This is a genomic window from Sorangium sp. So ce296 (genome assembly GCF_051529605.1).
GTDB lineage: Bacteria > Myxococcota_A > Polyangia > Polyangiales > Polyangiaceae > Sorangium > Sorangium cellulosum_D.
Map to the genome: position 1 here is coordinate 15222 of NZ_CP150325.1, position 25291 is coordinate 40512.

21 protein-coding genes and 1 pseudogene are annotated in these 25291 nt (G+C 72.4%); 10 read left to right on the forward strand and 12 right to left on the reverse strand.

Translation table 11 applies throughout. The features are described 5' to 3' along the window. Nucleotides 1-7: 7 nt before the first annotated feature. Nucleotides 8-1588 (forward strand): ferritin-like domain-containing protein, encoded by a 1581-nt coding sequence (locus WME98_RS00060; RefSeq protein ID WP_437949339.1) that lies wholly within the window; start codon nucleotides 8-10, stop codon nucleotides 1586-1588. Here the strand turns inward: WME98_RS00060 and WME98_RS00065 are convergent. Both WME98_RS00065 and WME98_RS00070 read right to left on the reverse strand, forming a co-directional pair. Further along, a complete protein-coding gene (locus tag WME98_RS00065; RefSeq protein WP_437949340.1) occupies nucleotides 1549-3012 on the reverse strand; it encodes a hypothetical protein in 1464 nt (487 codons plus the stop codon). The genes WME98_RS00060 and WME98_RS00065 overlap by 40 nt on opposite strands. Further along, nucleotides 3012-4079, reverse strand: coding sequence for a hypothetical protein (locus tag WME98_RS00070; protein ID WP_437949341.1), 1068 nt, complete (start codon nucleotides 4077-4079; stop codon nucleotides 3012-3014). The genes WME98_RS00065 and WME98_RS00070 overlap by 1 nt, the downstream gene beginning before the upstream one ends. A 338-nt stretch (nucleotides 4080-4417) precedes the next feature. On the opposite strand from WME98_RS00070, the gene WME98_RS00075 reads away from it, so the two are divergent. Then, nucleotides 4418-5458: a hypothetical protein gene (locus WME98_RS00075; RefSeq protein WP_437331578.1), complete on the forward strand. Its 1041-nt coding sequence runs from the start codon at nucleotides 4418-4420 to the stop codon at nucleotides 5456-5458. Nucleotides 5459-5504: 46 nt separating this feature from the next. Here WME98_RS00075 and WME98_RS00080 read toward each other — a convergent pair whose 3' ends face one another. After that, complete coding sequence (locus WME98_RS00080) at nucleotides 5505-6041, reverse strand: FHA domain-containing protein (protein WP_437949342.1); 537 nt, start codon at nucleotides 6039-6041, stop codon at nucleotides 5505-5507. A gap of 628 nt (nucleotides 6042-6669) precedes the next feature. On the opposite strand from WME98_RS00080, the gene WME98_RS00085 reads away from it, so the two are divergent. From WME98_RS00085 to WME98_RS00095, 3 genes and pseudogenes are all read left to right on the forward strand, one after another. Then, nucleotides 6670-8784 carry a glycoside hydrolase family 52 protein gene (locus WME98_RS00085; RefSeq protein WP_437949343.1) on the forward strand — a complete coding sequence of 705 codons (2115 nt, stop codon included), beginning with the start codon at nucleotides 6670-6672 and terminating at the stop codon, nucleotides 8782-8784. Nucleotides 8785-8786: 2 nt separating this feature from the next. Next, nucleotides 8787-9407, forward strand: a pseudogene (locus tag WME98_RS00090) (NAD-dependent epimerase/dehydratase family protein); the annotation flags it as partial. Nucleotides 9408-9420: 13 nt separating this feature from the next. Continuing rightward, on the forward strand, nucleotides 9421-9822 hold the full coding sequence (locus WME98_RS00095) for a hypothetical protein (RefSeq protein ID WP_437954170.1): 402 nt from the start codon (nucleotides 9421-9423) through the stop codon (nucleotides 9820-9822). 164 nt (nucleotides 9823-9986) lie between these two features. On the opposite strand, the gene WME98_RS00100 is transcribed toward WME98_RS00095, so the two are convergent. From WME98_RS00100 to WME98_RS00110, 3 genes are all read right to left on the reverse strand, one after another. Continuing rightward, a complete protein-coding gene (locus WME98_RS00100; protein WP_437949344.1) occupies nucleotides 9987-11219 on the reverse strand; it encodes a pectate lyase family protein in 1233 nt (410 codons plus the stop codon). A gap of 350 nt (nucleotides 11220-11569) precedes the next feature. Continuing rightward, nucleotides 11570-12097, reverse strand: coding sequence for a hypothetical protein (locus tag WME98_RS00105; protein ID WP_437954150.1), 528 nt, complete (start codon nucleotides 12095-12097; stop codon nucleotides 11570-11572). A 206-nt stretch (nucleotides 12098-12303) separates the two neighbouring features. After that, on the reverse strand, nucleotides 12304-13011 hold the full coding sequence (locus WME98_RS00110; RefSeq protein WP_437949345.1) for an SDR family NAD(P)-dependent oxidoreductase: 708 nt from the start codon (nucleotides 13009-13011) through the stop codon (nucleotides 12304-12306). 339 nt (nucleotides 13012-13350) lie between these two features. Here WME98_RS00110 and WME98_RS00115 point away from each other — a divergent pair, with 339 nt between their 5' ends. Genes WME98_RS00115 through WME98_RS00125 form a run of 3 tightly spaced genes read left to right on the forward strand, consistent with a single transcriptional unit; the run spans nucleotide 13351 to nucleotide 16003 of the window. After that, nucleotides 13351-14391, forward strand: coding sequence for a sulfonate ABC transporter substrate-binding protein (locus WME98_RS00115; RefSeq protein ID WP_437949346.1), 1041 nt, complete (start codon nucleotides 13351-13353; stop codon nucleotides 14389-14391). Continuing rightward, nucleotides 14388-15182, forward strand: a complete 795-nt coding sequence (locus WME98_RS00120; protein ID WP_437331585.1) for an ABC transporter permease subunit — start codon at nucleotides 14388-14390, stop codon at nucleotides 15180-15182. Before WME98_RS00115 ends, WME98_RS00120 begins: the two co-directional genes overlap by 4 nt. A gap of 2 nt (nucleotides 15183-15184) precedes the next feature. Continuing rightward, nucleotides 15185-16003 (forward strand): ABC transporter ATP-binding protein, encoded by an 819-nt coding sequence (locus WME98_RS00125; RefSeq protein ID WP_437949347.1) that lies wholly within the window; start codon nucleotides 15185-15187, stop codon nucleotides 16001-16003. 13 nt (nucleotides 16004-16016) lie between these two features. Here WME98_RS00125 and WME98_RS00130 read toward each other — a convergent pair whose 3' ends face one another. From WME98_RS00130 to WME98_RS00155, 6 genes are all read right to left on the reverse strand, one after another. Beyond that, the gene (locus WME98_RS00130; RefSeq protein WP_437949348.1) at nucleotides 16017-17066 is read right to left on the reverse strand and encodes an iron-containing alcohol dehydrogenase family protein; all 1050 of its coding nucleotides are present in this window, start codon (nucleotides 17064-17066) and stop codon (nucleotides 16017-16019) included. 213 nt (nucleotides 17067-17279) lie between these two features. Further along, nucleotides 17280-18428 carry an STAS domain-containing protein gene (locus WME98_RS00135; RefSeq protein WP_437949349.1) on the reverse strand — a complete coding sequence of 383 codons (1149 nt, stop codon included), beginning with the start codon at nucleotides 18426-18428 and terminating at the stop codon, nucleotides 17280-17282. A 48-nt stretch (nucleotides 18429-18476) separates the two neighbouring features. Further along, entirely contained in the window at nucleotides 18477-20012 is a 1536-nt protein-coding gene (locus tag WME98_RS00140; RefSeq protein WP_437949350.1) for a glycoside hydrolase family 26 protein, read from the reverse strand. A gap of 360 nt (nucleotides 20013-20372) precedes the next feature. Further along, nucleotides 20373-21083, reverse strand: coding sequence for a zf-TFIIB domain-containing protein (locus WME98_RS00145; protein WP_437949351.1), 711 nt, complete (start codon nucleotides 21081-21083; stop codon nucleotides 20373-20375). Between the two features lie 50 nt (nucleotides 21084-21133). Then, nucleotides 21134-21616 (reverse strand): hypothetical protein, encoded by a 483-nt coding sequence (locus WME98_RS00150; RefSeq protein ID WP_437949352.1) that lies wholly within the window; start codon nucleotides 21614-21616, stop codon nucleotides 21134-21136. A gap of 243 nt (nucleotides 21617-21859) precedes the next feature. Beyond that, on the reverse strand, nucleotides 21860-23140 hold the full coding sequence (locus WME98_RS00155) for a leucine-rich repeat domain-containing protein (RefSeq protein WP_437949353.1): 1281 nt from the start codon (nucleotides 23138-23140) through the stop codon (nucleotides 21860-21862). A gap of 264 nt (nucleotides 23141-23404) precedes the next feature. Here WME98_RS00155 and WME98_RS00160 point away from each other — a divergent pair, with 264 nt between their 5' ends. Beyond that, nucleotides 23405-24421 (forward strand): aldo/keto reductase, encoded by a 1017-nt coding sequence (locus WME98_RS00160; protein ID WP_437949354.1) that lies wholly within the window; start codon nucleotides 23405-23407, stop codon nucleotides 24419-24421. Between the two features lie 62 nt (nucleotides 24422-24483). Beyond that, complete coding sequence (locus tag WME98_RS00165; RefSeq protein ID WP_437949355.1) at nucleotides 24484-25284, forward strand: helix-turn-helix domain-containing protein; 801 nt, start codon at nucleotides 24484-24486, stop codon at nucleotides 25282-25284. Nucleotides 25285-25291 lie beyond the last annotated feature (7 nt).

The following is a 25291-nucleotide window of genomic DNA, read 5'->3' on the forward strand; positions in this document are numbered from 1 at the left end:
TGAAGCCATGAGATTGCTTGTCTCGATCGACGCTTGGGGTGCGAGGTTGCTCTCGGTGCTGGCGATCGCGCCCGCCCTGAGCTGCGGCGGCGACGTCACGGCCGAAGAGGGCTCTGGCGGCAGCGGTGGAACAGGCTCGAACGCGAGCACGGCGAGCGCGAGCACGGGGGAGGGCCCGGCCGCGAGCTCTGGCGCGGGCCCCGCGGGGAGCACGGGAAGCGGGCCGCCGGGAGGGTTCCCGTTCGCGTGCGACGATCCCGAGCCCATCCTCGTCGCAGGCCAGAACACCGGGTACGTGCGCTGTGCCGGCGGCTGGATGCACCGCGCCGAGGTCATCGCCTGCCCGAGCCCGCTCCCGCGCCCCGAGGCGTGCAAGGACACGGGCGGCGGCGCCGGCAGCTGCTCCTCGGACGCCGACTGCACCGAGCAGCCGCACGGCTTCTGCAGCCCCGGCCTCGGAGGCGAGGCGCCCCCAGGGTGCTTCTGCCACTACGGATGCACGACCGACGCCGAATGCAACGAGGGGCAGATCTGCCTGTGCGGCGATCCCGTCGGGCAGTGCGTGCAGGCGCGGTGCACCAGCGATCAGGATTGCGGCAGGGTGCTCTGCTCCAGCTATGTCCTCAACCCGGGTTGCGGCGGGACCGGCTTCGCCTGCCAGACGGCCACCGACGAGTGCGCCGGGGACGGCGACTGCCCGGGGGACCAGCAGTGCACGCTCACGGCGCTGCGCCACGCCTGCGCGGAGCCGCTCTGCGTGATCGGCCGGCCGTTCCTCGTGGCCGGGGTCGAGCGCACCGCCGAGCCCGCCGCGCGCGACGACTGGGCCGCCTCGCCGGGAGCGCCGCCTCGCCGCGACACGCTTTCGGCCGAGCAGCAGGCGGCGCTCGCCGAGCACTGGACCCGCGTCGCCCTCCTCGAGCACGCGTCGATCGCCGCGTTCGCCCGCTTCACGCTCCAGCTCCTCTCGCTCGGCGCCCCGCCGGAGCTCGTCGGCGCGGCCCAGGCGGCCATGGGCGACGAGGCCGAGCACGCGCGCCTGTGCTTCGCCCTGGCCAGCGCGTTCGCCGGACGCGGCGTCGGCCCCGGGCCTCTCGCCATCGACGGCGCCCTCGGCGGCGAAGGCGCCCGCGAGATCCTCGTGACCACCCTCCGCGAGGGGTGCATCGGCGAGACCATCGCCGCGATCGAGGCGGCAGAAGCCGCCCTCCACGCGACCGATCCCGCGGTCCGGCGCGCCCTCGAGACGATCGCCGAGGACGAGACGCGGCACGCCGAGCTCGCCTTCCGGTTCGCCGCCTGGGCCATCGAGCGCGACCCCTCCCTGGCGAGCGCGGTCGCCGACGAGCTCGCCGCCGCCGCCGCGGAGCCGGCCCCCGCAACCCCGGACGACGCCGCGCGCAGCGGCCTGCTCGGCTTCGGCGTGCTGTCTCCGGCGCACCGGCGGACGCTCCGGGAGCGCGCGCTCGCCCAGGTCGTCGCGCCGTGCGCGCGGGCGCTGCTCGCGCGCGGCGGCGAGCGCAGCGGCCCGCGCCCCGCGGCCGGCCCTCAGCGCGACGAGACCGAGAGCTTGGCGACGAACAGCTGACCGTCCTCTTCCTCGACCTTGCAGTTCAGGAGCGCGAAGTCGGCGCTGGAGGTGCCCGCCAGGTAGACGTCCGTCCCGGAGATCGCGAGCGCCTGGACCCGCTGGAGCCCGGGGCCGCCGAGCGCGCCGAGCCACTCGGTCTCGCCGCCGGAGGCCCCGAGCCGCGCGAGGAAGATGTCCCCCTCGCCGGCGTCCCCGGCGACCTCGGCGTCGTCGGTCATCAGCTGCTGCCGGAAGTGCCCGGCCACGATGACCCGCCCGAACGCGTCGACCCCGACGACCTGCGCCGACTGATCCCCGCTGCCGCCGAGGTGCTTGGCCCACGTGGCGACGCCCCGCCGGTCGAGGTGCGCGGCGAAGCCGTCCTCCTCCGTGGCGACGAGCTCGCCGGCGAGATCGATCTGCCCGTCGAACGAGCCGGCCAGGATGACGCCGGCGCCGTTCACCGCGATGGCGCCGGCGCGCTGGTCCCCGGGGAGGGAAGCGTAGTGTCGGTACCAGAGGCCGGCGCCCTCGGCGCTCGCTCCATCGCAGATCCAGGACGCCGGGAACGAGGCGAGGACGGCGTCGGTCCCCTCCGCGACCGCGTCGCCGGGCGGCAGCCCGCGCTCGGAGCCGGGGAATCCGACGTTCACGCGGCCCTCGAAATCGGCGACCACGAAGGCCTCCCCGGAGGACACGCGGAGCGCCCGGGGCCGGTAGCGCGCGCCCTGGAGACCCGAGAAGACACCGCTGCACGCGTTCGCGAGGGTCTGTCCATCGTAGCTGGAGAACCCCATGTCCGCCCCGCCCTGGAGCGACGTCAGGACGAAGACGCGATCGCCCTCCGCGGCCACCGCCCTCGCCTCGTCGGGGCCGCGCGACCCGTGCACCACGCACGCCGCGACCCCGCCCGGATCGTGCCTGTCGAGCCGCGCCACGAACGCGTCGCCGGCCCCGCCGTCCGCGGGCGCCGCGCAGTCCGCGCCGAACGACAGGCTGCCCGTGAAGTCGCCCGCGACATAGACGCTGCCCTCGCCGAGGGCGATCGACGTCGCTTGGTGCGTGTGCGTCGCGGCGTCGTTCTCCGCGTTCCCGAAGCGCTCGCTCCAGATGTGATTGCCGTCGTGCGCGAGGTGCGCCACGAAGACGTCCTTGCCGGCGCCCCCCGCCGTGAGCGCGCCGCCGGCGACGGTGAGGTCGCCCTTGAAGCCGCCCGCCAGCCACAAGGTGCCGTCGCTGTCAGCCACGAGCCCGCCGAGCGTGGTGTCGGCGTCGCCGAACGACGTCACCCACTGGCACGTGTAGCCGGGCTCGCTGAACGTCCCGCCCCCGACGCCCTGCTCGGAGATCGCCTGGATGCCGGCGATCTCCGCGCAGCCCGCGCCGCCCGCCGCGAGGAGGGCGCTCGCCAGCCAGCGCCGCGCACGCCGTTCGAGCGTCATCAGAACACCCCGAGGACAGCGCCGCCGAGGACGCCCGGCGCGATCTGCACGCCCGCGCTCGCGCGCGGGCCGTCCGGGGGCAGCGTCAGCCAGAGGACGGCCGTGCCGGCGAGCGCCGCGCCCGCGGCGATGAAGGAGAAATCGGAGACGGTCGCGTACGACATCGCCCTGCTGGCCAGATCGGGCACCGGCTGCGCGCAGTCCAGGTAACGCTCCGCGTTCCTGCACGCCGTCCCGGCGCTGTTCTCGACCTTGTCCCACGTGGAGATCGCCAGGCCCCCGAAGGTGCTCCCGAGCGCGATGCCCGCGAGCGCGAGCCCGCCCGTCACCCACATCAGGTTCCGGTGGATCGGATCCGGCCTCGGGCCGTACGGCGTCGGCCGGCGCCGCTCCAGGTCGGCGGCAGCGGGCGCCGGCGCGGCCGCGCGCGGATCGAGCGCCGTGATGCGGACCTCGACGATCTCGCCCGGCTGCCGCGCCTCGACCTCGCGCGAGAACGCCTGCCGGCCGGACGCGGTCGCGGTGACCCGGTGCTTCCCCGGCTCGACGGGGCGGGCCACCCCGACCCCCCGCGCCGCCGCGCCGTCGAGCGCCACCTCGAGCCCCGGCAGCGCCTTCACCTCGTCGGACACGAGGATCGCGAGCCTCGGCAGCCTCTGCGCGATCGCCGCCCCGCGCTCGCGCGCCTCGGCGCCCTGCTTCGCGTCGCCGCCCGCCGCCTCGACGTCGGCGTAGAGCGCCCACGCGCTGGCGAGGCGGCCGGTGCGCTCGTGGCACCGCGCCAGCTCGAGCTTCGTCTCGGTCGACGGGCGCAGCCGCTCGCTCTCCTCGAGCTTCGGACAGGCCGCGTCCGGCCGGTCGCTCGCCAGCAGCTCCTGCGCCTCCCGGCGCAGCGCGTCGGCCCGCGCGCGCTCCGCGATGGTCGGCTCGGCCCAGGCCGGGGCCGCCGCCGCCGACGCGGCCAGCGCCGCGAGGAGCCCGAGCGGGGCGCGGCCGAGGCCCCGCCGCGCCGCGCGCCGCGCGCCGCCGGCGCAGCGGCGGGGTCCTCTGCAGATCTCTTCAGGCATCGAGTCCCCTGGGCGGCCGGCGAGCAGCACCTGCGTCAGGTCCGCGCGCTGGACCGCGACGACCGATAACAGGGCACCGCGAGGAGCGCCAGGCCGAAAGGCCCGCGCTCGGGCGCCGCCGCGCCGCCGCGCCGCCGCGCCGCCGCGCCGCCGCGCCGCCGCGCCGCCGCGCGATGCCCGAGGCCCGAGCGCGGGTCCGGCGAGGCAGCCGCTCGCCCGCGTTCCGCTTCGACCCCCGCGGCCTTTGCGCTAGCTTTCCGCCTTCGATTCCGGTCTCGCCCCTGGCTCTCGCGTCATCGAGCGTACCGGCTGGAGCGCTCCCGCGAACAGGTGCCCTGATGTCCTCCGTGCCCGCCCCCAAGAAGAAGCGGTCCAAGAAGCGCGCGCCCTCCCTGCCCCGCCGGGACGAGGAGTGGATCGGCGGCTTCTTCTCCCTGCGCGCGTTCGTGCACGAGGGAGACGAGGCGTACCGCCCCGAGGCGGTCGTCTGGATGACCGAACGCGGCTTCGTGCTGAGCTGCGCCGCCCTGCGCCCCGGCGACGTCGTTGCGGGCGCGGTCGACAGCTTCGAGGCCGCCGCCACCGGCCCGCTGGAGGGGAAGCCGCGCCTGCCCGAGCGCGTGCGCGTGGCCTCGCCCGCGCTCGCGGACGCGCTGCGGGCGCGGCTCGACCCGGCCATCGAGGTCCGCGTCGCGCCGACGCCGGAGATCGACGTCGTGGCCGAGGACCTCGAGGCGCACCTCGGCGCGCGGGACGGCCGCCTGACCCCGAGCTTCCTCGGCGGCGGCATCGAGGCGCCCGCGATGGCGTCGTTCTTCCGCGCGGCGGCCGCGCTTTACCGCGCCACGCCCTGGAAGGCCGTGCCCACCGACGCGGACATCATGGCGCTGTCGATCCCGTCGCTCGGCGCGCGCGACCTCGCGCTGTGCGTCGTCGGGCAGGCCGGCCAGAGCCACGGCGTGCTCCTGTTCGAGAGCGCGCGCGGGTTCGAGCTCTACCTGGCCGAGACCGCGAAGCTCCCGGACGCGCCGCCCGCGTCGCTGCCGGCGAGCTTCTTCTCGCTGAGCTTCGACCGCGCGAGCGACCTGCACCCCGCGCTGCGCGACGAGGTCGCCGAGCAGCGCTGGGAGCTGGCCGGCCCGGACGCCTACCCCACGCTCGCGATGGTCGACGAGGACCTGATCGGCCGCAAGCCGACGCCGAAGGAGCTCACCGCCTCGGAGGCGCTCGCCCTCGGCCTCGTCGAGCTGATGAAGCGGCGCAAGGAGATCACGAGGGCCTTCCGCGGCGGCGCCCCGGTGGACGCGAGCTACGTGGTGGAGACGCACGCGGGCCCGGTGGAGGTGCTGTTCCGCGCGCCCCACCCGGAGCGGAGCTGAGCCGGCGGCCGCGCCGCGGGCGAGCGGGGGCCGGAGGGGCCCGGCGTCAGCGCGCGACGAGCCGGTAGAGATCGGCGTTCAGGATGAACTCGCAGACGACGTTGCCGAACTGGAGGATGTCGCCGCTGCGGAGCGGGGCGCCGTCCCCGGCCGGCGTGAGGAGCCGGTCGTTCAGGAACGTGCCGTTGGTGCTCTTCCTCGCGTGGAGCATCGGGGTGTCCGCGACGACGGCCGAGATGTGCGCGTGGGCCTTTGATACGGAGGGGTCGCGCAGGACGATATCGCTGTTCGGGGCGCGCCCGATGGTGATGCGATCCTGCCAGGGGCTCTCCGGGCGCTTCGTCACCGGCAGGAGCTCGCAGCCGTGGGACGCGACGCTCATCGCCGACGAGATGCGGTGACGGACCAGGGCCGGTTGGCTGTGCGAGCCGGGCGACGTGCCGGCAAAGACGGTCTTGAACGACGGAGGGGGCTGGTCCTCGGGGCCGAGCTCCCGGAGCAGCCACGCGTGCGGGTACCTCCGGTCGAAGGCCATCCGTGAGAGCGCCCGGCTCTGGGCACAAAGCGTCGCGAATGTCAACATGACAAGATCTTCCCCGGGTTCCGTGCTGTTCGAGCAGGCGGCGCCCGGCCGAGCGACGCACCGCCCGCCCGTCGGGTCCCGATAGGCCTTTATACATCAGTCCACGACGGGATCACCGGGCGCCACGCCGCGCCCCTGATTGGGACCTCCGGCGCCGCGCGGACTACACCGTCGGGGCTCGCCACACCCGTGGGCGGGACGCGCATCGACGCGGCGCCGACCACGAATCGGTGTTTCTGCGACACGACGCCTCTCGTCAAGAACCGATATCCGGGTCGAGGCGACCTCCGGCGCAACCATCTTGTGCCGGACAGGAGGACGACGCCGGCGGCGCACCGCGTTCCGCTCCAGCGAGCACCGCGTCGCGAGCCAGCGCCCCAGGCCCGACGTCTGCTCCACACCGCAGTGCCCCCCCTCCCCCCTGTCCCGCGCGCCACCCCGGCGGCGGCGCGGCCTCGCCGCCGCCGTCCGGGCCCGGGCAGCCGCCGGAGCGCCGCCCCACCTCGGCGCGCCCGCCGGGTGGTACGGAGCGACCTTTGCGACGGCGCCGCACACCGCCTCCACAGGCTCCCTCCGCGAGCGCGCTTCCCGGGAGCGCTCGGCGAGGCGGTTACGGTATGTTGCCGCCGTGACCTCCTCCTACAATGTCCAGCACGCGCCGGTCGGCGCCTTTGCCTCCTTCACGCTCGGCAGCTTCAACCGCCGGGGCGGGTTCGCCTCCCAGGTGGGCCGCCCGGGAGAGTCGAACCTCTACATCGGCTACCGCGAGGGCGACGGGGACTTCCTCTGCCTGCCCTACTTCGAGAGCCAGCGCGGCCCGGACGTCCCGTTCGGCGTCACCTTGAGCAACGACACGCGGATGCGCCGCGTCTTCGGCGATAAAGACATCCGCCGCGAGCTCGGGTGGGCGAGCGACACGATCCGCGCCGGGCGCCTGACGCTCGCGATCTACTCGCCGTTCGGCCCCATCCCCGACCCGCGCACGGCGCCGCCCGCCGAGGTCGCCGCGCGCTCGTGCCCGGCGCTCATCGCCCGCCTCGAGCTTGACAACACCGGCAGCGACAAGCCCCTGACGGGCCTCTTCGCGCTCGACGCGCCGAGCCTGCGCGACCTCGAGACCGAGAGCGACGGCCGCCTCGTCGGCGTCGCGCACGGCCGGCGCTGGGGCTTCGCCTGCCGCCCGGAGCCGGGCCTCCGCGCCTTCCAGGCCTTCACGCCCGAGCACGCGTTCGACGGCAGCGCCGACCGGCTGTTCCGCCTCGGCAAGACCGGCGGCCTGGTCATCGAGGTCCCGGCGGGGCAAAAGCGCGAGGTCTGGATCGCGCTCGGCTTCCACGACGCCGGCGCCATCACGACCGGCGTCGAGGCGCGCTACGCCTACACCCGCTACTTCCGCCGGCTCGAGGACGTCCTCGCCTCCGCGCTCGACCGCCGCGAGGCGCTCGTCCGCGAGGCGGCCCAGCGCGACGCGGAGCTCGCGCAGTCGGCGCTCAGCCCCGCGCAGAAGTGGCTGCTCGCCCAGGCGACGCACGGCTACTTCGGGTCGACCGAGTGGCTGGACACGGCGCTCGACGACGCCTCGCCGCCCGCGCCGCTGTGGGTCGTGAACGAGGGCGAGTACGAGATGATGAACACCTTCGATCTCGCGATCGATCACCTCTTCTTCGAGCTGCGTTACGCGCCCTGGGCCGTGCGCAACATCCTCGACCTCTACGTCGATCGCTACAGCTACCGCGACCAGGTGAAGCGCCCCGGCGCGGGCGGCGAGCTCCTGCCCGGCGGGGTGTCGTTCACGCACGACATGGGCGTCAGCAACCACTTCTCGCCGGCCGGCGACTCCAGCTACGAGCGCCCCAACCTCGACGCCATCTGCTTCAGCTTCATGACGCACGAGCAGCTCACGAACTGGATCTGCTGCGCCGGCGTGTACGTCGCGCGCACCGGCGACAAGGGCTTCCTCGAGCGCCACCGGGGCCTCTTCGCCGAGCTGCTCGCGAGCCTGCTCCACCGCGACGCGCCGGAGCCGGGCGCGCGGACCGGCGTCATGGCGCTCGACAGCAGCCGCTGCGGCACCGGCGCCGAGATCACCACCTACGACTCGCTCGATCACTCGCTCGGCCGCGCGCGCGGCAACCTCTACCTGGCCGGCAAGACGTGGGCGTCGTACGTCGTGCTCGCCCACCTCCTCGAGCGCTGCGGGGACGCCCCCCTCGCCGCCGAGGCCAAGGCGGCGGGCCGCAAGGCGGCGCGCGCGATCGTGTCGGCCTTCCACGAGCCGTCGGGCTACATCCCCGCCCTGCTCGACCGCAGCTCGACGAGCGCGATCATCCCCGCGATCGAGGGGCTCCTCTACCCGCACGTCATGGGCTTGCTCGACGAGGCCGAGCACGGCGAGCTCGTCCGGGTGCTCCGCCGCCACCTCCACGCCATCCTGAAGCCCGGGCTGTGCCTGTTCCCCGAGGGCGGCTGGAAGCTCTCGAGCAGCAGCGACAACTCCTGGGCGAGCAAGATCGCGCTCTGCCAGCACATCGCGCGCGCGATCTTGAAGGCCGATCTCCCCGACCCCGAGCGCCACGAGGAGGCCCACGTCCGCTGGCAGATCGAGGGCTCCGGCTACTGGGCCTACTCCGACCAGATGCAGCGGGGCGTGCCCGTCGGCAGCCGCTACTACCCGCGCGGCGTGACGGCCATCCTCTGGCTGGACGAGCCCGCGGCGGGGGCGGGGCGGAAGGCCGAGGGGTAGTCATGAGGGTCCTCATCGTCGGCGGCACCGGCCTCATCTCGACGGCCATCGTGCAGCAGCTCCTCGAGCGGGGCGATCGCGTCACCCTCTACAACCGCGGCGTGACGGCGCGGCGGTTCGAGGGGGACGTCGAGGTCATCGCCGGCGATCGCTGGAAATACGCCGAGTTCGAGCGCGAGATGCAGCAGCGCACGTTCGACGCCGTGATCGACATGGTCGCCTTCGCCCCGGAGAACGCCGACTCGCTGCTCCGGGCGTTCTCGGGCCGCGCGGGCCACCTGGTCGTCTGCTCGACCGTGTGCGTCTACGGCGGCCCGCTCACGCGCTCGCCGGCGACCGACGACGAGCCGCACCGCCCGGTGACGAAGTATGGCCAGAACAAGTCGCGCATCGAGTCGACGCTGCTCGCGGCGAACGGCCAGAGCGGGCTCAAGACCACGATCTTGCGCCCGTCGTTCACGACCGGCGAGGGGCACACCGCGCTCGGCGCGCTCTATTTCGACGACTCGATGGCCGATCGCGCCCGGCGCGGCCTCCCGCTCATCGTCCACGACGACGGCACGACGCCGTGGGCCATCGCGCACGTCTCCGACGTGGCCCGCGGGTTCGTGAACGCGCTCGGCAACGACAAGGCCTATGGGCAGGCGTACCACCTCACGAGCGACGAGCACACCACGTGGGGCGGCGTCTTCGCCGCGCAAGGAGGCCGCCGGCGGCAAGTCCCCTGTCGTCTCGATCCCGACCGACTGGCTCTACGAGGTCGCGCCGCGCCGCATGGTGGGCGTCAAGTTCATCTACCAGTACGGGTCGATCTTCGACAACGGCAAGGCGGCGCGCGACCTCGGCTTCCGGACCACGGTGCCGCTGGTCGAGACCTTCCGCCGCCAGATCGCCTGGTCGGAGCGCGCGGGGACCTACCGGCGCGCGGACGAAGAGCCGCTCCAGGACGTCCTGCTCGACGCGTTCACCCGGGGCCAGAAGCCCGCGCCGGGGCAGGTGCACGACTTCAACCCGTGGGGCAACGAGCCCGAGTCCTGATCCCTGCTGCCGCCGTCGTCCGACAGGCCGCCTCGCCGCCTCGCGGAGCCTCCCACGCGAGCTTTCGGGTGGGAGCGCTCCGGTAGCGCGGGCGCGGCCCCGGGCGGCGCTCCGGCGGGCGCCACGCCGGCCGGGGCGCCGCGCCGGCCGCCGGACGGCCCGCGTCAGGGCAGGTTCTCGAGGGGATCGATCTTGCCGACGCCCGCGTGCGCGAGGACGATCGCCTTGACGTCGGCCGACCTGTCGAGCGGGTAGTCGTACGGCGCCGCCCAGGTGCAGTCCGCGCCGGACGCCTGCGTCCCCGTGGTCTCCTCGAAGAGGTTGTCCTTGCGATCCGTGCCGCCGGCGTCGCTGTCCAGCGTGGTGATGGGGTTCTTCACCTTGTAGAAGTGGTTGCCCTCGACCCGCAGGCAGGCGCCGACGCGCGAGTTGACCCCCGACGTGGGGACGTTCTCGAAGTAGTTGTTGAACACGTGCCCGTTGCCGCCGCGATAGCTCGGGAGGCGGGAGTTCACGTTGTTGATATGGTTATGATGGAACGTGATGCGGCGATCGCTGTCGTCGTTGTCCGACGAGCCGACGAGCATGCCCTTCCAGTGATCGTGCAGGTAGGTCCACGAGATCGTGATGTTCGAGGATTCGTGGGTCACGTCGATGAGGCCGTCGTACTTGTCCTTGTCGGAGTTCACGGCGGGCGAGTCCGCCCAGAGCTCGCAGTGGTCGATCCAGACGTTGTGGCTCTCGTCCAGGTGGATGCCGTCGCCGTTGACGCTGCTGGCCAGCACGTGGTGGATCTTCAGGTTGCGGATGATGATGTTGGACGATCTCCTCAGGTTGAGCCCGATCCCCTGTATCTCTCCGCTCGACCCGACCCCCACGATGGTCTTGTTGGAGGCGACGTCCACGTCGTCGCCGCTGCCGCTGATCTTGCCGGTGATCTGGATGATCAGGGCCTCGTCCTTCGCGACCTCGGTCCGGAGCGCGTCGAGCGAGCTCACGGAGACGACCGCTCCGCCCTTGCCGCCGGTGGTGCCGCCGTCGGTCGTGGCGTAGCCGTAGAGCCTGAAGTCGGCGCCGCCGGGGCTGCTGCCGCCGGTGCCGCTGCCGCCCTCGCCGCTGCCGGAGCCGCCCTCGCCGCTGCCGGAGCCGCCCTCGCCGCTGCCCGAGCCGCCCTCGCCGCCGGAGCCGCCCTGGCCGCTGCCGGCGCCGCCCGTGCCGCTGCCGGCGCCGATCCCGCCGGAGCTGGCGCTGGTGGTGGAGCCGACGCTCCCGCTGCTCGTCGGCTGACCGTCGCTCTCTTCCGGATCCGACGCATCGGAGCCGCACCCTGCCGTTGAGAGGCCAGTGATGCCGAGCGCGATCATCGCAGCCCAAGCGACTCGAGAATCGAACTTCATGCGCAAGTTACCTTTCCGTGATGAGCCAAGCAGCGCGCGCGACGCGGTGGAGAAGCCGGACAGCGCACGGGCCGTTCGCGGGAGCTTCTCAGCAACGCATGTGCCATCAGCGCACGACGACTCGAGGCCGCCCGGATCACGACCCTTCACGGCATTTTTCCGCCGCGACAACGGCAGCGCGCTTCCGCTTCTCCGGCGGCATCCACAACGCCGCAACGAGCCTGTCAACCGCGGGTTGACACCGTGGACACGTGAGGCACCGCGTCATCGACCCTGGCGCTGACAGACGCGGTGACGCCGGGCGCCTCGTGCGCCACCCGGGCTCGCTGCCGCGGCGCTCCTCGCGGGTCTCAGGGGCCGATTGGTACGAGCTCGATCCAGTCGAGCTTGGACGCGTCCTCGCGGCACGCGAACGTGACGACGTGCATCCCGGGAGCGAGCGCGAACTCGAGCAGCGCCCCTGTATCGTCTTGCGAGTCGCGCACGTAATCTTCGTGGAAATCGGTGCCGCTGAAGTCGTACCTGTATGCGGGGTCCGGCTCGTTGTCCACGCTGACCCAGAACGAGTTGTCCACGCCGTCGGCGGGCCCCTCGGCGACCCTGGCCCTGATCCGGTAGGTGCCGGCCTCGCTGATCTCGAAGGAGCAGTCGACCCGGGAGGACTTGCAATCCTTCTCGGTCTCGGGGACGGCCACGTACTGCCCGCCGCTCGCCAGCGGGTCCTCCACACGCACGAAGAGGCCGGAGAGCTCGCATAGCGCATCGTCCTCGGCCTCGACCGTGATCCTGGGGTAGCCGCCGTCGCCGCCCCCGGTGGAGGACGACGATGTGTCCCACGCCACGGACAGCCCCTCGAGCGAACAGCCGCAGATCAGCACCGGCAAGAGCGCAACCCAGCGTCGCCACCGCGATGGACGCGCGTCGACGACCGTCGCGCGCGCGGGGGAAGCTCTCCCCACGTCACCGGCCGCACGACGTCTCGACTCCGCCCGAGGCTCCGAGATCGCTTTCACCTCCGACGACTCTAGCAACACACGTACCGCGAGCGCGACACAATCTTTCGCGCCGGGGCGCTCAGGGCGCCTCAGCGCGCGGCGGGACGCGCGTAGTCCTGCGCTCGGAACAGCACGCCGTGGACCTCGCCGTCGACCAGCCCCGGCACGAGCGCGCCGGGCAGGACGGACTCCACGTCGTTCGGCGCCTTGGGCCCGCCGAGATCGGTGCGCAGCCAGCCCGGGTCGAGGAGGTTCATCAGCACGCCTGTGCCGCGCAGCGAAGGGACCGTGTCGCGCACGAACTTGTCGAGCGCGGCCTTCGACGCCGCATAGGCCATGAGCTCCGGCTGGTCCTGGATCCCGGAGGTCACCTGGATGATGCGGCCCCAGCGGCGCTCCAGCATCGTCGGCAGCAGCCGGTACGTGATCCGGATCGGGCTGATGACGTTCACCTCGAAGCTGAGCCGGTAGTCCTCCGCCGGCGTCTCCGTGGGCGAGGTGCGGAACGGCGTCATGATGGCGGCGTTGTTGAACAGGATGTCGATCCCGCCCGACGCGGCGATGGCCCCGTCGAGGATCCGGTCGACCGCCGCCTGGTCCGACAGCTCCCCCGAGACGGCGCTCACCCGGATCCCCTTGCCGGCGAGCTCGCCCTGGAGCTCCCGCGTGTGCGCCGCGTCGCGGCTGTGCAGCACGAGGTTGCAGCCGAGGCCGGCCAGGCCCCGCGCGATCTGCTTCCCGATCCCGCGGCTCGCGCCGGTGACCAGCGCCCACTTTCCACGAATTTCCACCGTCATGGCGGCGGCTTATGGCAGAGCCGAGCTCGCCTGGCACCTCAAAAGCGGGGCGGCCCACCCGCACGGGCGCGCCCGCGCCGCGTCCGCCCGAGCCGCGCGGTCCACTGCTGCTCCAGCAGCACTCTTTGCGGATCGCGTGCTGCTGGAGCAGCAGCGCCCGCCGGCCTCCGCCGGGGCGACATGCCTGTAACCGCGCGAAAGGCAACGGTTTCCTGCGTGGCACGGCGGCTGCCAGGGGCCTGCGGTTGCATCCCGGTGCGTTCGTCTCGCCGGCGCCTCGGCACCTGGAATCGGCCAGCGCTGTCCAGGCGCGCCGGAAGGCGCCCGGAAGAACCTCCCATGATCAGGCACACCCCCTTCACGAGGCTCCGCTCCGGGCTGCTCGGCTGCGCTGCGCTGGCGTGCGCCCTGTTCGGCTGCGACCGCGGCGGCGGTGAGCCGGGCGCCGCGCTCGCACCCGATGCCGCCGCTCCGGCGCCGGTGCAGGACCGGCGCGAGGCCGGCGTCGTCCGCCTCGGCTACCAGAAGATCGGCACCCCGTATCTCCTCAAGGACCGCGCCGACCGCCTGAAGAAGGCGCTCGAGGCGAAGAACGCCCGCGCCGAGTGGATCGAGTTCCCGGCCGGGCCTCCGCTGCTCGAGGCGATGCGCGCCGGCGCCGTGGACGTCGGCCACGTCGGCGAGACGCCCCCGGTCTTCGCGCAGGCGGGCGGCGTGCCGTTCGTGTACGTCGCCACCGACCCGCCGGCCCCGAAGGCCGAGGCGATCGTCGTCCCGAAGGACTCCCCGATCACCAGCGTCGCGGGCCTCAAGGGCAAGCGCGTCGCGGTCAACCGCGGCTCCAACGTGCACTACCTCCTGGTCCGGGCCGTCGAGGGCGCCGGGCTGACGCTCGACGATCTCCAGATCTCGTTCCTCGCGCCGGCGGACGCGCGGAGCGCGTTCGAGAGCGGCAAGGTCGACGCCTGGGTGATCTGGGATCCATTCCTCGCCGCGGCGGAGCTCGCCGGCGCGCGCGTCCTCCAGAGCGGCGAGGGGCTCGTCGACAACCACCTCTTCTACGTCGCCCGGCGCGAGTTCGCCGAGCAGCAGCCGGAGCTCCTGCGGCTCGTGCTCGAGGAGTACCAGGCCCTGAGCGCGTGGGAGCGCGAGCACACCGAGGAGACCGCGCAGATCCTCGCGCAGTCGTCGGGCGTCGCCTACGAGGCGTTCCTCACCTCCGAGCGCCGGCGCGCGTTCGGCCTCCTGCCGATCACGCCCGAGATCCTGAAGAAGCAGCAGGGCATCGCCGACACGCTCCACAAGCTCGAGGTCATCCCGCGCGCCGTCCGCGTGGAGGACGCGTTCCTGCCGGCGGCCGCGTACGGGGGCGTTCGATGACGGCCGGCCGCGCGCCGGGCGCGCTCGGCCGGAGCCTGGCCCCCTGGATCGCCCCGCTCGCGCTGGTGCTCGTCTGGGAGGCCCTGTCCCGGCTGCAGGTCATCCCGAAGAGCCTGCTGCCCTCGCCCTCGGAGGTGGTGCTTGCCGCGGTGCACGCCACGAAGAGCGGCGGCCTCCCGGCGCACCTCGGCGTCAGCGCGCTGCGCGCGCTCGGCGGGCTCGTGATCGGCGCCGGCATCGGGCTCGTGCTCGGCCTCGCCACGGGGCTCTCGCGCGCGCTCCAGCTCGTCGTCGACGGGCCCCTCCAGATGCTCCGCGCCATCCCCGCGCTGGCGCTCGTGCCGCTCGTCATCCTGTGGTTCGGGCTGGGCGAGACGGCCAAGCTCTTCATCGTCGCGGTGACAGTGCTCTTCCCCGTCTACCTGAACACCTTCCACGGCGTGCGCAGCGTCGACCCGCACATCATCGAGATGGCGCGCGTCTACGACGTCCGCGGGCTCGCGCTCTACCGCGAGGTCATCCTCCCCGGCGCGCTCCCGTCGATCCTGGTGGGCCTCCGCTTCGCGCTCGGGCTCTCGTGGCTCGTGCTGATCGTCGCCGAGACGATCGGCGCCACGCAGGGCCTCGGCTACGTCGCGATGAACGCGCGGGAGTTCATGCAGATGGACCTGCTCGTGCTCACGATCGTGCTCTGGGCGCTCCTCGGCAAGCTGGCCGACTCCCTGGCGCGCTGGGCCGAGCGCCAGCTCTTGCCCTGGCAGCCCCGACTGCAACGCATGGACGCGGGGTGAACATGCGCGTGTCGAAGGAACACCACAGCGGCGCCCGGGTCCTCCTCGAAGGGCTCGAGAAGCGGTTCGGCGACAAGGCTGTCCTCTCGGGCATCGACCTCGACGTCCAGCCTGGCGAGCTCCTGACCATCGTCGGGCGTAGCGGATCGGGCAAGAGCACCCTGCTCCGCATCCTGTGCGGCCTCGAGCAGCCCACGGGCGGCGCGGCGCGCGTCCTTTCGCCGGAGGGCGTCACGGGCGCCGCGGCCGTGCGCGTCGTCTTCCAGGAGCCCCGGCTGATGCCTTGGCGCACGGTCCTCCAGAACGTCTGCATCGGCCTGCCGAAGGACCGCCGCGAGCGCGCGCGCGACGTCCTCGCCCGGGTCGGCCTGCTCGACCGCCAGAACGACTACCCCGGCGTGCTCTCGGGCGGCCAGCGGCAGCGCGTCGCCCTCGCGCGCGCGCTCGTCCACGACCCCAAGGTCCTGCTCCTCGACGAGCCGTTCGGGGCGCTCGACGCGCTCACGCGGATCGGCGCGCAGCGCCTCGTCGAGTCGCTGTGGGCCCAGCACGGCTTCACGGCCATCCTGGTGACCCACGACGTCCAGGAGGCGGTCCTGCTCGGCGATCGCGTGCTGGTGGTCGACGAGGGCCGCATCGCCGAGAGCGTCGCGGTCGACCTGCCGCGGCCCCGCGCCCGGGAGCTCCCGGAGGTCGGTCGCCTCACCGGCGCGCTGCTCCGGACGATCCTCGCTTCAGGCGAGGGCCCGCCCACGCCGCCCCGCTCGCGCGCGGACCTCCCGCCGCCCGTGGCGGCGCCCCTCCTCGCCGGCGCGGAGTGAGCGCGGCGCGGGGTCAGGCGAAGCACCCCTTCAGGCGCGGATCGGTCCGGAGGATCGCCTCGACCTCGGACACGCAGTCGCGGGACGAGAGGACCGTGTAGTAGCCGGGCTTGATCTCCGGCGCGACGCGGACCGCCTCGAGCCACTCGTCGAGCGAGAACGGGTCGGCCCGGATCGTATCCCAGAAGCCCGTCGCGTCGAGGACGGCGGCGATGAGGTCCGTGTCCCGCCCCTGGAGCTGAGTGACCACGTAGGCGGCCGTGCCGACCTGGAGGCCGTGGAGCCGCGGCCGCCCGGATGTCTGGTCGAGCGCGTGCGAGATGAGGTGCTCGCTGCCGCTCGCGGGCCGGGACGACCCGGCGATCTCCATGGCGATGCCGTTCAGCATGAGCGCCGTCGCGAGCAGGCGCATGCCCTCGAGGTCGCGCCGGGGGCGCGCCATGAACTGGAACACCGTCGCGTCCGAGAGCAGGGCGGCGAAGTCGTTGACCGGCTCGCCGCGCGCGTGGAACGCGAGCTTCCAGTCGTGGACCGCGGTCACCTTGGCCGCGAGATCGCCCACGCCGGAGAGCCACAGCACCTCCGGCGCGCGCAGGCAGACCTCGGTGTCGACCACCACGCCGAACGGCACCGCGCACGGGAGCGAGCGGCGCCTGCCGCCGACCGTGAGGCTGGCCGAGGGGCTGCAAAAGCCGTCGTTCGAGAGCGAGGTGGGCACGGCGAGGAACGGCAGCCGGGCGAGGGACGCGAGGTATTTGGCCGTGTCGAGGGCGCGGCCGCCGCCGAGCCCGACGATCGCGTCGCACCGCGGAGGGAGCGCGGGCAGGAGCGCCGAGGCCTCCTCGACGCTGGCCGAGGCGACCTCGCGCCGGGCCACGACCTCGATCGCCTGCGCGTCCAGGCCCTCGCGCATCGCCGCCTCGATGGCGGCCGGCGTCCCCTCGCTCGCCAGCAGCAGCACGTGGCGGCGCCCCGCCCGCGCGAGGTAGAGCCCGCTGCGCGGGAGCGCCCCGGGCTTGATGCGCACCAGCGTGGGGATGCCGATCTGGGTGGCAGCGGGCATGCGCGGGTCTCCTAGGCGCGCCGCGGCGCGCCGGCCAGTTCCGCGGCTCAGAACTCCCGCCAGGGCTCTGCCTCACGAGCGATAGAGAAATAAACGCAAAGGCGCAAAGGCGCAAAGGCGCAAAACTACGAATCTTTTTTGCGTCCTTGCGCCTTTGCGCCTTTGCGTTGAACTCTCGCTCCGCATCCCTGGCCGGCCTTCTGGCGGGCGGAGCTAGGCCCGCCGCCGCGCCGCAGCGCGCTTGCGGCCGACCTCCAGGCCGCGGCCGAGGCTGCGCAGGACGAGCAGGTCCTCGCCGAGGTCGACGTCCACGAGCGCGCGGGCGACCTCCGGGCGGACGCCGGTCAGGATCGGCCGCGAGCCGAGCAGCTGGATCGCCCGCGCCAGCTGCTCCAGGGCGGCGGCGCCGTCCGGATCCAGCGCGTCGGCGCCGGTGACGTCGAGGACCACGTACGACGCCCGCTGCGCCACGATCGCGGGCAGGAGCCGCTCGCCGAGCTCGCTGGCGCGCTCGGCGTCGAGGCGCCCGATGAGCGGCACGGCGAGCGTGCCCCGGCCGACGTCGAGGATCGGCGCCGAGAGCGTGAGGATCTGCCGCCGCTGCTCCTCCACGAGGGCGAGCGAGCGGTTCAGCTCGTCGATGAGCCGGCCCTGCTGCTCGATCTGCCCCTCGGCGCGCCGCTGCGCCGTGACGTCGAGCTGCTGGACGAGCACCGCGCGGCCGCCGGTCACGGGATCGGTCGTGGGGCGCGCCTCCACCCGGTGCCACCGCTCGCCCTCGGTCGTGAGGACCTTGAGCTCCCCCGACCAGGGCGCCTCGGCGTCGATCGCCCCGCGGATCGCCGCGCCCGCCTCCTCGTCCGGGAACACCGCGTCGATCTGCGGCGCGTCGCCGAGGGCGCGCAGGGCCGCGGGGTTGTGGAAGAGCGCCTTCCCCGCGCGGTCGACGAGGCTGACCAGCACCGACGAGTGCCGCACCGCCTCCACGCCGCGGACCATGGAGGCGTCGACGTCGGAGGACTGCGGCAGCGCCTGGAACAGGACGGCGAGCCGCCCGTCGTCGAGGCGGATCGCCTGGCCGTGGAGCGTCACCGTGGCGGGCGTCCCGCGCGGGTAGAGCGTCCAGTCCTCCACGACGGTGCCGCCCTCGGCGACGGCGCGCACGTAGCCATCGAGCCGCGCGCGGACGGCCGGCGACAGGTCCGAGAGATCGCGGGCGTAGAGCTCGGTGCGATCGGCCGCGCGCCAGAACTGCACGGCCTTGGCGTTGGCCCAGGGGAAGCGGTACCGGTCGTGGTCGTAGACCCAGGTCGGCAGGATGGACAGCTCGAGGGCCGACAGGCGCTGGTCGAGGGACGTCATGTCGTGGCGGCACGTCATACGACGCCCTCGACCGTCCTGCACGCAGCATCAGTGATGCGGCTGGTTCACGTACGGGTCGCTCCCCGCCGCTGCATAGCCGGCCACGGACTGGCTGCTCGAGTCGACGGCCAGCTTGCACGGGCTCCGGTGGGTCACGTTGGAGTTGTAGAACTGCACCGCCTTGATGTCGGGATACCGCTTCAGGGCGTCGACGATGCCGCGCATCCACTGGCCCTTGCGGTTCGGGTCGGCCGGGTCCTCGTGGCTGGAGAACTCGCTCAGGATGTACGGTTTTTCGCCGTGCCAGGCCATCTGCGCGGGCGCGTGCATCCAGTCGTAGTGGCTCCCGAACGTGGTCGCGGGATCTTTCCACCCCGATCCGTTGCACTCGTAGAAGTTGTACGGATCGTATCCGATCCAGTCGACGTAGGTGTCTCCGGGGTAGAGCGCGGGGAGCCGGGCGCGGGTGCCGCTCCAGCCCATCGGGGTCCAGACCCACACCACGTTGGTCGCGCCCGCCGCGCGGAACATGTCGACGATGCGCCGGTACGCGGCGACGTAGTCGGCGTCCGGGCCGTCGGCGCTGTGGACGTCGGTGTTGTCCATCTCGTGGTCGAACGCGATCATGAATTTCCCGGGCGCGTTCTTGGCGCGCTCCGCGGCGGCCCGGATGACGGCGTCCTGCGAGCCGTTCGCGATCTCGGTCCACGTGACGTTCTGGCCCGCGGAGTAGCGGCGCGACTCCCAGGACAGGTGGACGATGTACCCTTCGTTCATCTGCGCCGCCTCGAACCTGTCCGGGAAGACGCCGTTATCGGTGGTCCCCCAGTCGTGGTAGCGATACACGATGTCGAGCTTGCGGCCGGCCTTCGCCTCGAAGTCCTTGATCGCGAGGCCCCAGTCCCAGCCATAGCTCCTCGACGAGTTGTACGCGCCCCACCAGGCGCCGTTCCTCGGCACGAGCTTGTCCGACACGGCGGGCTCCTCGTCCGGGGGCGTACCGCCGCCGTCGTCGTCCGGCGTCGTGACGTCGATCCAGACGATCGAGGAGACAAGCGAGCCTGCGCCGGCGGTGTTCTGGAAGACGAGCTCGGTCCGCAGCCGGTCGCCGTTCGCGACGGCGAGGCCGCCGAACGTCTCGCTCAGGTTCTGCTGGCTCGCGCTGAGCGCGCGCGCCGGGCCGGAGCCGAGCAGGGTGTCACCGTCGTAGAGGTGGACGCGCACGGTGCCCGCGCCGCCGTTGATCGCCCAGGCCTGGTAATTGACGACGACCTGGCGCGCGCCGCCCGCCGGGGCGCCCGAGTAGCCGAGCGTGAGCGACGCCGTGGCGGCGCCTGGCGCGCTCCGCGCGAACGTGCCCCCGCCGTCGCTCGCCGCGAACGAGGTGCCGTCGTCGACGAGCTTGAAGATGGGCGCCGTGCCGCCCCCACCCCAGATCTTGTCGAGCGCGACGTCGCTCGTCGGCGCGAGGCTCGCCGTCTGGGCCACGGCCGACGCGAGCTGCTCCGACGGCTCCGTTCCGGCGAGCTCTCCCGAGCTGCAGGCGGCGAGGAGCGCGGGCGCCGCGCAGAGGAGGAGTCTCACATCGAGCAAGGCAAAGCGGGTCCGAGAAGTCATCATAGGAAAATAGAGAAAGCACATATCGATCGACGGGCAAGACTTTGATTGAATTTCGCGCCTTCTCCAGCCACGCTGCACGCAGAGAGCTCAATAGGATGCCTTGTCGGACATCGCGCTCACCGCGCCTGGCGGCGCCAATCCCTGGGGCTTTCGCGCAGCGCCTCCTGCGACATGCGCAAACGCCCGCTGGACTGTTAAATAGTGTGATGATCAGGAGAAGAGTTGTAGCCGCCGCGCCGGCGGCGCTCCGGGCGTGTGCGGGCCTCTCGTCCGTCGTCCGCCGCCCCTCGCCGGCGGCGTGTCGTCGGGCGCCGTGGGCCCCGCTCAGCCGGAGATCCGCGACAGGAGCTCGAGCAGCTCCTTCACCGCGTCCAGCCGGGCTTTCCGGGCGTCCCAGGACGAGGCCATCGTGGCGACGCTCGTCCGCCGCGCCGTCTCCCTGGCGATCTCCGCCTGCCGGCGCGAGCGCGCCTCGTCCTCGATCTGCTGCTGGCGCGCCCTCGCGGTGCCGCCGGCCTCGGCGAAGGCGAGGAGCTGCGGGAGCTCGCCCCGGTCGAACCAGGTGCCGTGTTCCCTGCAGATGTCGACGATGATGCCGCTCTTTCCGGCGAAGTTCTTGCGGTTCATCGGCTGGCCGCAGGCCGGGCAGCGGACGTAGCGCACGCGGACGTCGACGTGCTCCGGGCGCCGCGGCGGCCTCGGCGCGGCCGCGCCGTAGCTCTCCCGGCGCTCCAGGAGGTCGCGCAGGAGCGCGTGGTCGACGAGCTGGCCGCCGCATCGGCCGCAGTCGCGCAAGAGGCCAGTCGCGGCGCGGAACGCGGAGAAGGGCACGCCGCAATCGGAGCAGAGGAGCGCGTCGGGCTCCGCGATCGGCTCCAGGCCGAGCTCGTGCCCGCATCCGTCGCAGCGCTCGGCGTCGGGCAGGTTCAGCAGGTAGCAGCCGCCGCAGCGCACGGTGGCGAGCGGCCCTGCGCACCCGGGATAGCAGCGCCCCTCGGCGTTGATGAGGAGGCCGCAGCGCGGACACGTGCGCATCGCCCCGATGCTAGGCGAAGGCCGCGCTCGCGAGAAGCGGCGCCGCGGGCTCAGCGCACCCGGAGGGGGCGCGCCGAGGGGCGGGAGCTCCGGTCTCGGCCGCCGGGCGGCGTGCTGGAGCGGCGCACCACCTTCCGGAGCTCCTCGACGAGGTACCCCAGGGCGACGTCCTCGTCGTGGAGCACGACGACACTGTCGTTGTGCTCCTCACGCAGGAGCCGGTTCACCTGCAAGGCGCCCACGGCGGTCCTGACCACGATGGCGACGGCGGCGAACTCCTGGACGAGCATGCTGCGGGTGCGCATCGTCGCGGCCTCGAACGACGGATCGTTGTTCATGGGGGGCCGGCGGAGGTCGATGAGGTGACCGAGGCTCGGGCGCTCGAGCGATTCGTAGACCTGGAGCGCCTCGGTGTGGATGCGGATGAACTCGTCGGGGGACGCGTACGGGTGCTCGGAACGGGTGCTCCGGACGATCGAGCGCTCCTGATCGAGCGAGACCGTCAGGTAGTCGTTCTGCAGCAGCGCCGTCATGCCCAGGAAAGGATAGCGGGCCGGCGGCGCGCTGGCACTGAAAAGCTCTGCCGGGATGGAGGCGCAGCGGCGGGGACTGGGCTGCCACACCGTGGTCAAGCTGAGGCACCACAATCCACCGCTGCCGCAACGTGGAGCCTTGCGAGCTCATCTGTAGCGACCGCCGGGACGTCCTCACTCGGCCGAACGGCGCCGGGGACCAGGAGCTCAGCGCGCTGGCGCTGCGCTCCTCGGCGGGCGCGCTCATTCGCCGCAATGAGCCCCGTGCTCGCAGGGATCGCACGCGGCGGGCAGGCAGTAGCCCGTGACCACGATGTTATTCGCGCAGAGCGCGTCCAGCACGTCGCCGAAGGAGCTTTCTCCGGGGTTCCCCGCGATCGAGACCCGCGCGCAGCGGTCGAACTCGATGTCGTTCAGCAGGGACGCGTCCTCGATCAGGTTGTCCGACAGATCCAGCGTGTGGACGCGCGGTACGCCCACGAGCGGCGAGAGGTCGGTGATGGAGTCGGAGCTCGCCTCGATCCACATGAGGTTCGTGAGCCCCGTGACCCAGCTCAGATCCGCGCCGCTCGGTCCGATGTCGCCGATCTGAACCACCGTCAGCTGCGGGTGGCTGGCGAGCGGGGTCGTATCCGTCAGCGGATTGCCGGCGAGCCCCAGGCTGTTCAGGCGGGGCACGTTCGCGGGATCGATCCCTGCAATCGACGCGATGCGATTGTCGCTGAGCATCAGGACCTCGAGGAACGGAAGAGCCGCTACGATGCTCGCGTCCTCGACCTCGGCGCCCTCCAGATAGAGCATCGTCAGGGAGTGGTGGCTCGGCAGCGTCGCGAGGCTCGTCACCTTGGTATCGGTGAAGTACGCGTTGTTCAGCGCCGGAAACTTGGAGAGGCTCGAGAGGTCAGCGACGGGGGTCCGTTCGACCGAGAGATGGTACAGGGCGTCCAGGCCGTCCAGCCCTTCGAGGGACTCGAGCGGATTTCCCGACAAGGTCAGGTTCTGAAGCTCCGGGAGGTCGTTCAGGTCGCTCGTCGACGACACAAGGTTGTCTCTCGCGTACAGCGTCATGAGCCCTTGGTGCCCGGAGAGCGCGCCCAGCGAGACGATCCGGTTCGCGTCCAGGTGCAGGTTGTAGAGCCGCGGCAGGCCCGCCAGGATCGAGATGTCCTCGATCCGATTGCCCTGGAGGAACAGCTGCTCGACCGACGTGGCACACTCGAGGCCGCTCAGGTTCTCGATGCCGAGGTTGTCGAGGGAGAGCGATTCAGGCACGGCGAGCGCCGCCCCGGGGATCGGCTCGTCGGCATCCAGGCCGAGCTGCTCTCGCAAGCCCGCGGCGAGCGCTGGATCCGGCACTTCCAGGTAGCCGCTGCAGCCTTCCGGGGCCGGCTTGGGGTCGACGCTCGCAGGGTCCCCCGTGCCGCCGGAAGGACCGCTCGTGGTCCCATCGTCGACGGTGACATGGCAGCCGAAGAGGGAAAGGCACGTGGCCAAGGCGAAGCAGCCCTGCAATCTGGTGAGCATACGGTGGCTGCTCAGCAAACCCGGTGCCGTCGCGGAATACCGCCGATTCGCGAGGATTTCGCTCAGCGCCGTGCTCGATGAGCCAACCTGCGCCACGCCGCTGTGCCACTCTTCCCGCCGGCCTCCGATGGGAAGGACCGGACATCTCGTCATGAGCAGCTCGCCGCGCACGAGCCGGTGCATGACGTGGTTGTCGTCCGCCCGGACCGTCGAGATGTCCGGTTTATCCAATCGAAGGCCGCGGGCGCGTGCCATGAACATCCCATGACCCACGTTGACGCCACGATGAACCGCTCCCCCGTCCGATCGACTCCGCTGGGCAAGACCGGGCCCAGCGTCTTTCCCGTCGGCCTCGGCTGCATGGCGATGTCCGGCGCCTACGGCCCGGCCGAAGAGGCCGAGAGCGTGGCGACGATCCGCCACGCCATCGAGCGAGGGATCACCCTGATCGACACCGGAGACTTCTACGGCAACGGGCACAACGAGCTCCTCATCCGGCGCGCGATCGAAGGGGTGCGCGACAAGGTCCAGCTCTCGGTGAAGTTCGGCGCGATGCGCGGCCCGGACGGCGCCATGCTGGGCATCGACACCCGCCCGGCGGCCGTGAAGAACTTCGCGGCGTACAGCCTGCAACGGCTGGGCGTGGAGGTCATCGATGTGTACCGCCCCGCGCGCCTCGACCCGCAGGTGCCCATCGAGGACACCGTCGGGGCCATCGCCGACCTGGTCAAGGCCGGCTTCGTCCGGCATATCGGGCTGTCCGAGGTGGGGGTCGAGACCATCCGGCGTGCGAGCGCGGTGCACCCGATCGTGGACCTGCAGATCGAGTACGCGATCGCGACGCGCGCGCCCGAGGCGTCGATCTTCCCTGCCCTCGCGGAGCTCGGGATGAGCGCGACGCTCTACGGGGTCTTTGCGCGGGGGCTGCTCACCGGCAGCAAGCCTTCGGGAAAGGGCGACTTCCGACAGTACATGCCGCGCTTCGCAGGCGAGCAAGGGGCGAAGAACGCGAGCGTCGTCGAGAAGCTCCACGCCTTCGCCGGCGAGCGCGGGATGACGCCGGCTCAGGTGGCGCTCGCGTGGGTGCTGGCGAAGCAGCCCACGCTGGTGCCGGTCATCGGGGCCCGCACGCGAGCCCAGCTCGACGATGCCCTCGTGGCCCTCGACAAGCCGCTGTCGGCGAGCGACGTCGCGACGCTCGAGACCATCGTGCCGGCGGACGCGATCGGCGGCGCGCGCTACGCCGCGCAGCAAATGAAGGTCCTCGACAGCGAGCGGTAGCCGATCGATGCGGGCCCCGCGTCGGCTTGAACGGCCGCAGGAGAGGCGTAAGAGTAACGTACATGGCCGCAGCAATGGAACTCCCCACCCTCGCGCTCCCGCGCTTCGTCGAGGAAGTCCGTGCGGTCGCGCCGCCCCCTGGTCAGGCGCTCGACCTCGAGTGGCTTCCCGACGGCAGAACGACCCTCGTTTTTCGAGCGCTCGAGGGCGCGCGCGAGGGGGATGTGTGGGTCGCGGGCCCCCGAACGCGCGCGCTATTCAAGACCAAGACCGGGGTCGCGCGGACGGTCACGCTTCGGTTCAGGCCAGGCTGGTCGGTTCCGCTGCTCGGCGTGGCGGCGAGCGAGCTCACGGACCGGATGGTTCCGCTGGAGGACGTGTGGGGCCGCGCGGGGCGCGCGCTCGGCGGTGAGCTCCTCGCCGCGAGGAGCCGCGCCGACGTGATGGACCGCGTCGCCCGGGCGCTCGCCCTTCATGCGGGCCAACCCTTCGAGACGGCATCGGGGAAGCTCGCTCGTCGTGCGGTTCGCTTGCTCGAAGAGGGCGAGGTCCGGGTGGAGGGTGTTGCCGACCGGCTCGGCGTCACGGCGCGGCATCTTCGCCGCGCCTTCGCCGAGAACGTCGGCATCGGCCCGAAGGAGTTCGCGCGGACCGTCCGCCTGCAACGCGCGGTGCGAATGGCAGCGACCTCGTGCGACTGGGCACGCATCGCCGCGGACGCGGGTTACTATGACCAAGCGCACCTCATCGCCGAGTTCCGTCAGCTCGTCGGGCTCACACCGGGAGCGTTCTTCAAACGCGCGGGCGGCCGGATGACCCAACCGAAGCTGATCCTGCCGGAGTTTCCTCTGCCTGCCCTGTAGCTCGCTC